Origin of the sequence: Sphingomonas astragali, from assembly GCF_051400615.1 — a bacterium.
Taxonomy (GTDB): Bacteria; Pseudomonadota; Alphaproteobacteria; order Sphingomonadales; family Sphingomonadaceae; genus Sphingomonas.
In genome coordinates this window covers 96195-110103 of record NZ_JBLFFH010000002.1, presented here as the reverse complement: position 1 = coordinate 110103, position 13909 = coordinate 96195, and the positions used below count along the sequence as shown (strand labels likewise).

Below are 13909 nucleotides of genomic sequence, written 5' to 3'. Positions count from 1 at the left end.
AGCCCTGCGGTCCGCGCAGCGCTCGCCAGATTGCATCCCGCCGATCGCGCGCACGCAAACCGGGCTATCGCCCATGCCATCGCCGCGCGACTCCGCCGTGGAGGATGGTCGGAATGAGCAACAGCCCCTATCCCAACAGCCCCAACGTCCTCAAAGCCGCGCTGATCAGCATGGGCGGGACCATTCCCGTGCCGCGATTGATCATGCTGCAGTACAATCCCGCCGAGCTCTCCCGTCAGCTCGAACCCGATTTCGAGAAGATCGGCGACACCCCCACCGGCACCAATCTGCTCGCCGGCCCCGCGACCGAGACGATCCAGATGACCGCACGGATCAGCGCGGTCGACCAGCTCCAGGCCAACGACGCGACCGCGATCATGTTCGGCATCCATCCGCAGCTCGCCACGCTCGAGCTGATGCTGTTCCCGAGCACCAGCTCGATCATTCAGGGACTGACCGAGATGGCGCTCGGCGTGCTCGAGATCGTCCCGCCGGAGACCCCGCTGACCATATTCGTCTGGGGGCCGCAACGCGTGCTGCCGGTGCAGATCATCAACTACAGCGTCAATGAGACGATGCACGACACCCAGCTCAACCCGATCGACGCCGAGGTGACGATCCACATGAAGGTGCTGACCTATCAGGATTTCGAACCCAGCCAGACCGGTTTCTACCTCTACCTCGCCAATCTGGCGGCACGCGAGGTGATGTCGGCACTCGGCACGGTGCAGAGCGGTGCGAGCATCATTTCGGGAGCGCTCGGATGATGAAGGGGCTGAGCCGCTATCCGCTTTCGATCGAGGATGCCGCGCCCGGCAAGCTGGTCCGTACGCGGAGCCGCGCGGCGACCAACAGCGCGGCCGGCAACGCATCCGTTTCCGGCAATGACGGCAGCACGTCCGATCCTGTGACCTACCTCGGCCGTACGCTGCTGCCGCTCCCCAGCACGGTCAAGCAGCAGTCGAGCTACACGATCCAGGCCGGGGACCGGCTCGATAACGTCTCCGCCAAGCTGCTCGGCAATCCGCTGCTCTATTGGATGCTGCTCGAAGCCAACGGCACGAGCGATCCGGCGCTGCTCTGCGCGATCCCCGGCCGCAAGATCATCGTTCCGGCGGCGGTAGGGCAAGGGAACGATCCCTTTGACGAGCCCGTCGCCGCCCGGCGCAGCACCGCGGCCGCGCCGGCCACGCACACCGACGACGCCAGGGAGCAGCCATGAGCTTCCCGGTCGGCATCCAGCTCGCGGTCCTTGCGGGCAACCAGGAAGTGCCGACCCCGATCGGCCCCCTGCTCGCCGATCTCCTGATCGAGGCCGAGGTGGTCGAGGTCGCCGATGGCCAGGGCCTGTTCCGCCTGACCTTCGGCGCGCAGCGCGATTCGGACGGGACCGGGGCCGAGGTCGAGGTGCTCTCGGACGGGCGCCTTTCGGCCGGCAACCGCGTGCTGGTCATCGCGATGGAAGCGGCGCTGCCGACCGTGCTGATCGACGGGCTCGTCACCGACATCTGGCTCGATCCGGGCACCAACCCGGGCGCGAGCCGGATCGTCGTCAGCGGCGCCGACCTCAGCGTCGCGATGGACCTCAAGGAGCAGATCAAGGGCTATCCCGACATGGACGACGAGATGATCGTCCTCGAGATCATCGCCCAGTATGAGCGGTTCGCGATCGTTCCCGAGACGATCCCGCCGAGCGAATCGGATTTCCCGACCGTGCTCCAGCGCACGCCCATCCAGTACGGCACCGATCTCGAGTACATCTACGATCTCGCCAACCGCTACGGTTACGTCTTCACGATGCGCGCCGGGCCTGTGCCGTTCACCAACACCGCCTATTGGGGACCGCCCAAGCGTGTCGGCATCCCCGCGCCAGCGCTGACCGTCGGCGACAGCACCTTCGCGAACGTCGACCAGCTCACCTTCAGTCAGAACGGACGTGCGGCCTTCCAGGTGATGGGGCTGATCCCCGGGCCGCTCGAGGAAACGCCGGCGTTGCCGATCGCCGCGCTGGAGCCCACGCTGCTCCCGCCACTCGCGCTCAAGAGCCCATTTCCGATGAGTTCGTTGCTCGGTCAGAAGCTGCCGACGGGATCGGACGGGTTCGACGAGATTCGCGCCATGGGTTTCGCGCAGGGGCGGGTCAACACCTCCTCGACGCAGGTCGCCCGCGCCGAGGGCGAGCTCGACGTCAAACGCTACGGATCGATCCTGCGAAGCGGCGGACTGGTCGGGGTGCGTGGCGCGGGGACGAGCTTCGACGGCATGTGGAGCGTGGAGAAGGTGACCCACAAGCTTCGGCGCAACGAATACAAACAGCAGTTCGTGCTGGGCCGCGACGGCATCGATCCGGTCGAGCCGGTGGTGCTGCCATGATCGCCGGCCGGCCGGAGGAGGAGCGATGAAGCAGTTCTGGGGCAAATATCGCGGGATCGTGATCGACAACGAGGACCCGCTGATGCTCGGAAGGCTCCAGGTCTCGGTGCCGCGGGCCCTGGGCGAGGTGCTGACGGCCTGGGCGATGCCCTGCGTGCCCTATGCCGGTCTCCAGGTCGGTTTCTACATGATGCCACCGGTCGGCGCCGCGGTGTGGGTCGAGTTCGAGGGCGGCAACCTCGACTATCCGATCTGGGCGGGCTGCTTCTGGCGCGAGGGCGAGCGACCGATCGAAGCCGAGCTGCAGACGATGCGGATGATACAGACCACCTCGAGCAAGCTCGTGTTCAACGATCTTCCCGGTGAGGGCGGGTTCACGCTCAGCGTGATCGATCCGGCGGTGGCGGTGCCGATCACGATCAGCGCCTCGAGCACCGGCGTGTCGATCACGCTCGCCGACGTGCGCATCGGCATGACGGAAACCGGCGTCACCATCACCGCCGAGCCCGCGACGCTGGCGCTCGAGGTCGCCGGCGTCACGCTCGCCCATGGTTCGGCAATGGTCAATGCCGTCGAACCCGAGGTTTCGATCAACGAGGGATCGCTGACGGTGCTGTGAGCAAGCGGGTGCGACGCGGCGCAGGCAAGAAAGGCTTGGCAAGTTTCGGGATAGGATCTCCCGTTGAAGAGGGATGCGACATCGATCGATGACCGGCTATCTGAGCTTTCCCTACCAGATCGACGCTTCGGGGCAGACCGCTACCACCGATCTCTCGACCTATGTCCAGAATCTGATCCTGCTCGTGCTCGAGACCGATCCGGGGGAAAGGGTGAACCGTCCCAATTTCGGCGCGGGGCTCAAGTCCCTGGTCTTCGCCGGCATGGACAACGGACTCGCCAGCGCAGCGGAATCGCTGGTGCGCAGCAAGCTGCTTCAGTTCCTCGGCGACGCGATCACCATCCATACGCTCACCGTTTCGCTGAAAGGCGAGGAGGTCGAGGTCGACCTGACCTATTTCGTCACCCATTCCGGTGAGCTCGCCGAGACATCGATCACCCTGCCGCTGCTGGGCGGCTCGGCCTCGGCGACGGGCGGCTCGGGACGCGCGGTCGCGCGAATCGCGGCGGCATGAGCATCACGCCGGTCACCGTCGTCCGATCGCACCAGTCCGGCACCACGCTTTACGTCGTGGTGGCGTGTCCGGAGCATATCGCGACGAACGCAATGAACGCCGTCGTCGACGTCACGATCACCGACTTCCTCGGCAAGCCGGTGCCCGTCAGCGAGGTGAAGCGTCCCTCCGACGACGGCACAGCCGCGCTGGCGGTCGAGGCGACCTTGCTCCGCGTCGATCCCGAGGCCGATCCACCCTCCTACCTGCTCTCCATCGGCCAGCACGCGACCTGGTTCGCACTCTCCTCCCCGCGCTCGCTCTCATCCGACGCGACGGGGGACCAGCCGCCCCCCGGCGCCCCGTCAATCGACTATCTCGCGCGCGACTATACTGCGCTGACCGAGATGATGCGCTCGCGCGTGTCGCAGATCGTCGAGGACGATTCGGCCTGGGCGCTCGATCATCCCGCCGATCCGATGACGACGATCATCGAGGTGCTCGCCTATGCCGGCGACCATCTATCGTTCCGCCAGGACGCGGCGGGCACCGAATCCTACCTGACGACGGCGCGCCACCGCCTGTCTCTGCGCCGCCATGCACGGCTGCGCGACTATGCGGTCAACGACGGCTGCAATGCGCGCACCGCGCTGGTCTTCGCGGTCAACGGCAACGGCACTCTGCCGGCCGGCCTGCAGGTGGTGACGCTGCAGCCGGGCGAGGTCGACGTGATCCTGCCCGCCGACCCCGCGCTCGCCGCGAGCACGACCGTGTTCGAGACGATGCACGCCCAGCCGGTCTCGCAGCAGCTCAACGATCTCGGGCCGGCGCTGGCGCAGAGCGCCGCCTACACGATCCCGGCGGGCTCCATCACGCTCACGCTCCAGGTCGGCAACTCCGGCCTGATGCCGGGCCAGCTGGTCGTACTCCGCCAGTTGATCGCGCCAGCCGGCGTGACCACACCCTTCGGCGCACAGGTGCTGCGCCTCCTCAAGGTCGAGGAGGTCAAGGCCGCGAATGACGTGCTCACCACCGTGCTCAGCTGGCATCCCGAGGATGCGCTGGTCGGTCCGCTCACCGTTCCCCCTGTCGATGTCGACGGTGCGGTGTCGCTCTATGGCAACGTCGTTCTCGCCGATCACGGCAGGACCCTGCCCGCGCCGCTCACGCCGGACACCGTTACCGCGGCGGTTGCCTATGCGCCGGTCGTACAGGTCGACGACGTGGTATCCGCTGCGCCACCGCCGCGCATCGCCGCGGCCCTCGACGGAACCCAGGACCTCGCCGTTGCCAGCCTGATGGTCGAATCGGCCAAGGCGAGCCTCAGTCCCGATCCCCGCAACGCGGCGCCATGCATCTCATTGAGCGGCGCGCGGCCGGGCATGGCGGGCGTCACCGACGATTGGAGCGCTCGCCAGGACCTGCTCTCGGCCTCCTCGACCGAGCGCGCGTTCGCCGCGTCGATCGAGGATGGGTCCGGCAGCGAGCCGCGCCAGCTCCATCTGCGCTTCGGCGAGGGAACGCTCGGCTGCGCCCCGCCGCCGGACACCGTCTTCACTGCGACCGCGCGGAGCGGCGGCGGGCAAAGCGGGCGGGTGCGCGCCAACTCGCTGCTGCAGGTCGTAGGGCCCGCGCCGCTGATCACCTGGGTGACCAATCCTCTTCCCGCCTCACCGTTCGCCGCCGAGGATACGGAGGCGATCCGGCTGTTCGCCGCCAGCGGCTTCCGCACCAATCTTCGCGGCATCGAAGCCGCCGACTGGACACGTCTCGCCGACGCCGACCCGCTAGTCACTGAGGTCAACGCGGTTCTCGGTCCGGACGGTCAGGCGCCCTGCCGCGTCGGGCTGGCCACGCGAACGACCGTACCCGACGGCGTCGCCTTCGAGGTCGCACGCGCGCGGCTGATGGATCACGCGGTGCTCGGCGCGCCGCCGACGATCACCGAAGGCGCCGATGTCGGGCTGGAGATCGCGCTCGTCGCCTATTGCGTTCCCGGCACCAACATCACGGCCGCACGCAAACGGCTGGAGCAGCGCGTCGGCACCGGGATGCTCCCCGACGGCTCGCCCGCCTTCTTCCACCCGATCAACTGGCCGCTCGGCCGTCAGGTGCGGCTCGACGAGTTGATGCGCGCGATCCGCGCCGATCCCTCGGTATCCTTCGTGGTTTCCGATCCGCGAAGCGATCCGCGGATCGCATTCGGGACGGTCGGCAGCGACGACACGATCGCCAACATCGCGCGCGGTCATATCGCGATCGAGGCGCATCAGCGCGCACGCGTCGGCAATGACAATTTCCGGCCGGCGCTCGGCAGCGTCCGTCTCTACGTGGCGGCCGGATCATGACCGACGACGCCAACGACGCGCAGATCTCCGCGAAGCTCGGCGACTATGCGACCTTCAAGGCCGAGATGCTGGCGCTGATCCCGCGGGTGGTGATCGACACCGGCGGCGGGGCGCTCACCCGCCCGCTCGCACGACTCGACCGGAACGTGCCGACCGATCCGACGCTGGCGATGGTCGATGCCTTCGCCGCGCTCGCCGATATCGTCTCCTTCTACCAGGATCGGGTGCTCAACGAGGGTTATCTCGGCACCGCGATCGATTATTCGAGCCTCGCTCTGCTCGGGCGCAGCATCGGGGAGACACCCGGCGCCTATATCGGCGCGACCGCCGAGGTCGCGCTGTTCGCTCAGCCGGGAGCGCCGGTGACGGTTCCGGCGGGTGCCGCGATCCAGGCCAATCCGCCCAAGCCGAGCGGTGGTGGCTCGGGCAGCAACACCGCTGCCGCGGCGGGTGCGAGCGACGCCGCCTCGACCGCCATGTCCCCGATCTTCGAGACCGCGGCCGAGGTCGTCGTCGATCCCGCGCTCAACCAGCTCACGCCGCTCCAGACCAGGCCGATCTATCTCGATCCCGACACCGACAGCCTGTTGATCGCGGGAACGGGGCTGGGGCTCGCCGTGGGTGACTTCCTGTTGCTCGTGCGTCGCGGCAGCCCGACCCAATGGGTGCGCCTGACGGTGTTCTCGGTGAGCGAGAACCATGTGCTCTCGACCACGACGGTCGGCATCGGTTCGAGCCTGCAAGCGCAGTGGACCGCCAGCGGCGCTACCGAACCGCTGCCGCACGATGCCAAGGACGGGCTCGAACTCTACGCGCTCGACCTCACCTGCCGTCTGTTCGGCTACAATGCGCCATCCTGGTCGTCGCAATCGGCGGCGGTGCAGCGCGCGAATACGCCCACCGGCATGTCGCCGGCGGAATTCACCGAATGGCCGGGGTTCGGCATCGACCTCGACGACCTCGATCTCCAGGCGGTCTATTCCAAGGTGCTGCCGGGCAGCCAATTCCTGCTCGAGACGCCCGAGGACAACACGCTCGGCGTGATCGCCTCGGTCTCGCGTCAGAACATCTCCGAGTTCGGGCTTACCGGACAGGTCACGCAAGTCACGCTTGAGCCGGAGCCTGCGGTGCTGCCTTCCGGCGTCGCGCTGATCCCCGCGCGCAGCGGCGTCACCGCCAGCCTGCTCGGCGACGGGCGCGTGCTGCTCGTGGGCGGGATCGGCGAAGCGGGAGCGCTCGACAGCGTCGAGATATTCGATCCCAGCACCGGGCTGGTGAGCCAGGTCGCGACGCTGCCGTCCAAACGCGGGCTGCACACCGCGACGACGATCAATGGCGTTGTCTACATTGTCGGCGGGGTCACCGGCGGGGCCAGCGGCGATTGGACGTTCGCCACCGACATCCTCCAGCTCGATCCGGCGACGCTGACCTTCTCGGCGGTGTCTGGCGTCACGCTCGCGATTCCGCGCGTCGGCCACGCCGCCACCGCCCTGCCCGACGGCACGCTGATGCTGAGCGGCGGGCTCACCGGCGATGCGGGCGCGACCTATCCGACGCTCCAGGCACTGCTCGGAAACTCCACCGCCACGGATTCGGTCGCGGTGTTCGCGCCGCAGCAGAATGCCTGGGCATGGGAAGCGAAGATGCAGCGCGCGCGCGCCGGACACAGCGCGACCCTCTGCCCGGTGGTGAAGACCGCCGCCGACGGCGGATCGGCGAGCGTTCCGCCGGTCGGGCAGATCGTCGTGTTCCTGGGTGGGCACGACGGCGGGGCGATGCCTCCCGGTTTTGCCAGCAGCGCGACGGGCACGATCTGGAACGATGCCGAAGTCACCGATCCCGGCTCCTGGAAGCCGGTTCCCGGCCTCTACACGATCAAGCCCGCCACCGGCGGCACAGACGGCAGCGCGCGCTACGACCATGTCGCCACCTCGCTTCCCGGCAACAACGGCTTCCTCGTCAGCGGCGGCCAGTCGTCGTCCGGACCGGCCGGCGATAACTGGCTGGTCGGCGCCTTCGCCCAATATGCCGATGGGGACTCGGGTGACTTCGCCGGTGTGCCGGTGTTCGTCCCCGCGCCGCCGCTGCTCACCGCGCGCTCGAACCAGGCGGCCGCGCTGCTCCAGGGCGGTAAGGTCGTGGTCGCGGGCGGCATGTCGAACAGTATGGTGCTTGCGTCGGTCGAGATATTTTCGGTGAGCGCGGGCACGAGCATTCCGTTCGACGGCACCGATGTGCTCGGCCCGAGCCTGGCCGGTGCCGCGCTGCCGCAGGCGCAGGCCTATGCCGCCTTCCTCGCGCTACCCGGCGACGAACTGCTGGTGGCGGGCGGGCTGGAATCGATCCCGGGCGGCTACCTCAATGCGGTGGTCGCCTATGATGCCGATGTCGGCACCTTCGTGACCTTCCCGGGGCCGATCCTCACCACGCCCTATACGCTCGCGCCGGTCGGCTCGATTGCGCTTCCCGACGGAACGATCCTGATTCTCGGCTCGACCACGCCCGCCCCCTTCCCCTTCTCGCCCAAGAGCATGAACGGGTTCGCCTGGACCTTCGATCCCGTCACCAATCTCTCGACGATCACCGGCTCGCCCGGAACGGCGCGCCTGGGCGCAACGCTGTCGCTCCTTGCCAACGGCACCGTTCTCGTCGCGGGCGGCATGGGCGTGACCGACGACGGCTACGCCACGCTCGACACCGCCGAAATCTATGATCCCAAGAGCCGCACGTTCCGGCCGGTCCACAATAGGATGACCGTGCCGCGCTGCGGCCATAGCGCGACGGTGCTCGCCGACGGGACCGTGTTGCTGGCCGGCGGCTATTCCTATCCCGCCGTCACCTACGAGCCGCCCGGCGTGCTCGCCACCTGGGTACCGGCGCTCAACAGCGCCGAGACGTTCAGCGTCGCCCAGCAGGCCTTCACGGCGATCGCGACGACCCTGCCCGACGCCTTCGCCTTCCACAGCGCGACCCTGCTCGCCAACGGCGACGTGCTGATCGCCGGCGGCATCACCGATTTCTATACCGAGCGCGACTTCACCACGGTGACGGTTTTCCCTTCGACCCAGGCCGCGGTGTTCAGCGTCGCCGCGCAGGCCTTCGCGGTGATCGCTCCCTTGTCCACGGCGCGCGCAATGCACAGCGCGACATTGCTGAGCTCGGGCGAGGTGCTCGTCGTCGGCGGCGTGGTGACGTCCGACATGCAGGCGACCGCCACCACCGAGCTGTTCAACCCCGGCAGCTACACCTTCGCCCCCGCCCAGCCGATCACCGAACCACGACGGTCGCAGGGCGCGATCCTGGTGCCCGAGGGACTGCTGCTGATCGGCGGGGCTGCTGCGCCGAGCTACGAGCTGGTCCCGGCGAACGGCACCGGCGGTGAGACCGCCTATCCGCTGCCGTTCCAGCTGCCTTCGCCCAACTATCCGATCTTCGTGTCGTTGACCGAGACCGTGACGCCGATTCCCATCGCCGGGCGCGGCGTCTACGCGTTCGGCGGCCAGATAGATTCGAACGGCATGAGCAGCTGTTCGGCAATCCTCTACGTCGATGCACCACCTTCGCCAGCATCGGACGCGCGCCGCCAGGCGATGGTCTATACGCAGAGCCGTCAGCTCCATCTCGCGCCGCCGATCGACGATCAGCCGCTCACCGGCGCGAAGCTCGTCCTGACCGGGCTGATCGACGAGATCGCGGTCGGCCATACTCTGCTGATCGCCGGCAATCCGCCGCTCGCCAAGACGCTCGGCAATGTCACAGGCATCGGCGGCACGCCCAAGCTCGAGCCCGGAACGATCGTCATGGTGCTGGCACCGGTCCCACCGGACACGAGCAATTGGTGGCGCGTCGACGTGCCCGACACGGGGGAGCTCTCGATCGAAGCCGATCCGCTCGGGGATCCGCCGTCGACGCTCTCCTTCCTCTCGGGCAACGGCAGCACGATCGGGAACGTCACTGCGCAGCAGCTGCAGCTGTTCAACCGGCCGGTGCAGAGCGAGGCGATCACGGTCAAATCGGTGAAGCAGGTCGCCGAAACCAACACGACCGTGCTGACGCTCGATCAGCCGCTCCGCTACCTCTACGATCGCACCACCACCTCCGTGTACGGCAACGTCGCCGAAGTGACGCAGGGGACCACGGTCAATGAGGTGCTCGGCAGCGGCGACGGGCAAAGGCCGTTCCTTCAGTTCATCCTCAAGCAGGCCCCGCTGACCTGGCTCGAGCAGGCCGACGGCACGATCGCGCCGCAGCTCACCGTGATGGTCAACGGCACTGCCTGGCGATATGTGGAGGCGCTTGGCGACTGCGGCCCCAACGACCGCGCCTTTCAGCTGATCCAGGATGCCCAGGGCCGCGCCCAGATCCAGTTCGGCGACGGCGACCACGGCCTTCGACCGCCGACGGGGCAGAACAACATCACCGCCACCTATCGCGTCGGCGCCGGCACCAGCGGCAACGTCCCGGCCGGCAGCCTGACGCGCCCGCCGAACAACGTCGCGGGGATCAAGGGCGCGCTCAACCCGGTTGCCGCGACCGGTGGGATCGGTGCCCCCCCGCGCAGCAGCCTGCGCGGCCAGATCCCGATCGGCGTCGCCGACCTCGGCCGGATCGTGGCCCAGGACGACATGCGGACCTTCGTCCTCAACCGCCCGGAGGTCAGCGCCGCGACGCTCTCGACCGCGCGTGCGAAGAGCGAACAGGTCAGCCTGATCACGCTCGCGGGAATCGACAATGCCGTACCCGACATGGCGTCGCCGACCTTCGTTTCCCTGCAACGGGCGTTCGATCTCGCGCTGGCGAGCGGCACGGCGCTGCAGCACCGGCTGCTTCCCTATGATCCGCTGCCGTTCAAGGTGAAGGGCAATTTCACCGTCACGGGCTCGCCCGACCTCCAGCAAGTCGAGAGCGCGATCGCCGCGGTGCTGCAATCGACCTATGACATCACGGTGATGGGCTTTGGCGAGGCAGTACGCGCGGACGAGATCTGCCGGGTGATCAAGGAGAACGTTCTCGAGGTCGAGACCGTCACCGTGACCGATCTCTGGGCTCCCACCGAGACTGCCGTCCCGCTGCCGACGGGCGAGGCCGTCGGCGTGATCGCGGCTGCGCGGATCTCGCAGCCGGCACTCTATCCGAAGGAGGCCAGGCTCGATCCGGCGACCGGCGCGCAGATCCTCTGCCTCAGCACCGACGCGGACGCGGTCGCGTTCACCCTCGATTCCCCGCCGCAGACACCGGCTCGAGTCTCCCCGCCACCCGCGCCCGCTTCCGGGGAGCCCGCATCATGACCGCATCGAGCGACGGCCCGATCGAGAACGCGCTTTACGCGCTGCTTCCTGTGGCTTTCCGTCAGCAGGACATCGCGCAGGGCTATCCGCTGCTGGCGCTGATGAAGGTGTTCGACCAGGTCCGCACCGAGCTCGCGGACGGAATCTCCGAGCTCGAGCAGGACTGGTTCATCGAGACCTGTCCTCTCGAATATGTCCCGCTGATCGGCGGGCTGCTCGGGCTGGAGATCGCCAAGCCCGTCCGCTCCGAGCATCGTGCGCTGGTCGCCGACACGCTCGCCTTTCGGCGCCGCAAGGGGATCGCGGCGGCCTTGCCCAAGCTCGCGCGCGACAACGCGGGCTGGTTCTCGCTCTACTCGCCCGGCGCGAGCACGCCATGGCCGGCCTGGCCGCTCGCCGATGCCGCCACCGATCCCGATGCCGCGAGTGTCGGACTGCTGCGCATCTGGCGCCTACCCGTATTCGCCGTAATCGGCGCCACACCCGCCCCCGCTGCCACGTCCAACTATTATCATTTCAACCCGCTGGGCCTGGACCAGCCCCTGTTCAACCTTCCCAACACCCCGCTCGACTGGGTCGCGGCGCCGCCGGTGACGGCACTTCCCGTGCCCCTCACCACGGCGATGCTGGCGGCCGATCTCACGCGCTACGGCGCGATCTGGCCAGATCCGAGCGATGGGCCGGCCAGCTCGCTGCTCTATGGTCCCGCGCGCGGGCTGGTGATCCGCACCAGGAAGGGTTCGGGGAACTGGACGGCGCTGCAACCCGGATCGCTGCGTGCCATGTCGCTCGCCGGCTCTCCACCGGTCCCGCCGGACTATCCTGTGCTCGAGGGCGGGGCGATCGATCTCGCGTCGGTCGTCGCGTGCACCACCGACCTCACGATAACGTTCGGCGACGCGACCGCCACGCTCTCGGTCGATGTGCCTGCGACACCGACCATGCCCGGCCTGGCGACGCTTCTGCAGAACGCGATCGCGGCCGCGACGATCACGCCCGGCAAGCAGGTCACCAAGGCCGCGGTCAAGGCACTCAAGGCCGGCGCGGTCGGCAACGCGCTGGTGATCGTGCCGCGCATGTGCCCCTCGGAACCACTGTCGATCGGCCCGACCGATCCGGGCGGCCCAAATCCACTGCAGCTCGCCGGATCGGCGGGCATAGGGATCGCCGCCGCGACCCTGCCGCTGACGCCGGAGCTGATCGCCCTCCTCACCGGGGCGCCGCCGGCCAGCGTGATGTCCTTCACCGCACCCGCCGGACAGGTACTCAAGGTTCCGCTGCCGTTCACCCTGAAGTCGCCGACCGTTGCGGCGGTCGTACGGGCCTTCGCCGCGGCGCTATCAGACTGTTTCGTGTGCGATGGCGGGGATCAGGTGGTTGTCGTTCCGCCTTCCAGCGCGCCGCAGAAGCCGGTGCCGGCGACAGCGCCGGCGTCGGCGCTCGGGCTGGTGCCCGCGGTCGCGATCGATCCCGAACTCGGGCTGTTCAGCTGGCCGACCGCGTGGACGAAGCCGGACGCGTTCAGCGTCGACCACGGCATGGCGCTGCCGGGAGCGATCGGCGGCGTTGGGCTGCGGTCACCGTTGGCCGTGCCTGCGACCGCGGTCGTGCTTGAGGATGGCGGCGATCCCGCCTGGCTCCAGCAGCAGCTCGGCACCTGGGCGCAGTCCAAGGCTGCTTGCACCCTGCTCACGCTGCAGACGAGCGCGACACGCGTCGTCATCAGCCAGCAGCTCGCACCGGCGGCCGGCCAGACGCTCTGGATCGCCGGCGCGGCGGGAAGCCAGCCCTGCATCGTGACCGGCAGCCCGGGCGCGCTCACGCTGCTCGGGCCGCCAGCTCCAGCCCGGTTCGGCACGATCGCCATGAGCGGCGTGACGCTCGAGGCGGCGATCGGCCTGCTCGGCGGCAACCTCGCCCTCACCTTGCTCGACACCACGCTCTATCCCGGATCGGCGCCGCTCGCGATCGCCACGGTACCGCCGCAGTCGGATCAGTCGTCGGCTTTGCCGGGAACCACGACAATCGACCTGGAACGCTGCCTGCTCGGCCCGATCGACCTCAGCCTCGTCACCGGCAGCATCACGATCGACAGCAGCGTGGTGAGCAATTTTCCGGTGCCGGAGTCGAGGTTGAAGGTATTGACACTCCCCAGCACGGTGACGGCGACATTCACCCGGCTGACCCTCATCGGCGGCGGCGAGGTTGCCGGGGAGATCTACGCGACGGATTCGCTCTTCGACGGCGTGCTCGCCTGCTCCGGCGATGCGCGTTTCACCGATTGCTACGTGTCCGAGCTGCAATATCCCCCGGCCGTGACCGACGGCGCCTCGTCCGGGATGGCGGCCGCGGTGAGCCGGTGCGGCGGCTGCGGTAAAGTCCGTGCAATGCGGCTGTCGAATTGTCTGCTGCGCCAGATCACGCTGGCGCCGGGCGGCGGCTCCTGCGGTTGCGAGGCTCCCGCCGACGCTCCTGTGCGCGATTGCGCGACCTGCGCTGACCCCGCCTGCGCCGCGACCTGTCCGTTGCGTACCGCGGGCCAATCATGGGAGCCGGTGCGCGAGCCGCCACGCTTCATGGAGCCGAACGCCTATCCGCTCCCCGATTTCGCGCGGCTGTCCGAAGACAATCCCCCGACTATCCTCGCCGGCGCTGGCAACCGCGACGTGCTCGGCGCCTATAATCTCGCGGTCCCCACCGCGCGGTTCCGCCAGTTCGAGGCAGCGATCAAATCCGGGCTGCTGCTCGGCGTGCGGCTCGACCAACGCTACGAAAGCTGAGGCGGCGA

8 protein-coding genes are annotated in these 13909 nt (G+C 68.4%); all 8 read left to right on the top strand.

The genetic code is table 11. The annotated features are described in order from the left end of the window. Nucleotides 1–113 precede the first annotated feature (113 nt). The 8 genes from ACMGER_RS08795 (at nucleotide 114) to ACMGER_RS08760 (ending at nucleotide 13901) form a co-directional block, all read left to right on the top strand. Nucleotides 114–767, top strand: coding sequence for a hypothetical protein (locus ACMGER_RS08795; protein ID WP_436811779.1), 654 nt, complete (start codon nucleotides 114–116; stop codon nucleotides 765–767). After that, nucleotides 764–1222 carry a LysM peptidoglycan-binding domain-containing protein gene (locus ACMGER_RS08790; protein ID WP_436811778.1) on the top strand — a complete coding sequence of 153 codons (459 nt, stop codon included), beginning with the start codon at nucleotides 764–766 and terminating at the stop codon, nucleotides 1220–1222. The genes ACMGER_RS08795 and ACMGER_RS08790 overlap by 4 nt, the downstream gene beginning before the upstream one ends. Next, nucleotides 1219–2373 (top strand): hypothetical protein, encoded by a 1155-nt coding sequence (locus ACMGER_RS08785; protein ID WP_436811777.1) that lies wholly within the window; start codon nucleotides 1219–1221, stop codon nucleotides 2371–2373. The genes ACMGER_RS08790 and ACMGER_RS08785 overlap by 4 nt, the downstream gene beginning before the upstream one ends. Nucleotides 2374–2398: 25 nt before the next feature. Beyond that, nucleotides 2399–2992, top strand: a complete 594-nt coding sequence (locus ACMGER_RS08780) for a phage baseplate assembly protein V (protein ID WP_436811776.1) — start codon at nucleotides 2399–2401, stop codon at nucleotides 2990–2992. Between the two features lie 88 nt (nucleotides 2993–3080). Then, complete coding sequence (locus tag ACMGER_RS08775) at nucleotides 3081–3506, top strand: GPW/gp25 family protein (RefSeq protein WP_436811775.1); 426 nt, start codon at nucleotides 3081–3083, stop codon at nucleotides 3504–3506. Beyond that, nucleotides 3503–5833: a baseplate J/gp47 family protein gene (locus ACMGER_RS08770; protein WP_436811774.1), complete on the top strand. Its 2331-nt coding sequence runs from the start codon at nucleotides 3503–3505 to the stop codon at nucleotides 5831–5833. The genes ACMGER_RS08775 and ACMGER_RS08770 overlap by 4 nt, the downstream gene beginning before the upstream one ends. Further along, the gene (locus ACMGER_RS08765; protein WP_436811773.1) at nucleotides 5830–11121 is read left to right on the top strand and encodes a tRNA wybutosine-synthesizing protein 4 beta-propeller domain-containing protein; all 5292 of its coding nucleotides are present in this window, start codon (nucleotides 5830–5832) and stop codon (nucleotides 11119–11121) included. The genes ACMGER_RS08770 and ACMGER_RS08765 overlap by 4 nt, the downstream gene beginning before the upstream one ends. Then, complete coding sequence (locus tag ACMGER_RS08760) at nucleotides 11118–13901, top strand: hypothetical protein (RefSeq protein ID WP_436811772.1); 2784 nt, start codon at nucleotides 11118–11120, stop codon at nucleotides 13899–13901. The genes ACMGER_RS08765 and ACMGER_RS08760 overlap by 4 nt, the downstream gene beginning before the upstream one ends. The last annotated feature ends 8 nt before the right edge of the window (nucleotides 13902–13909 follow it).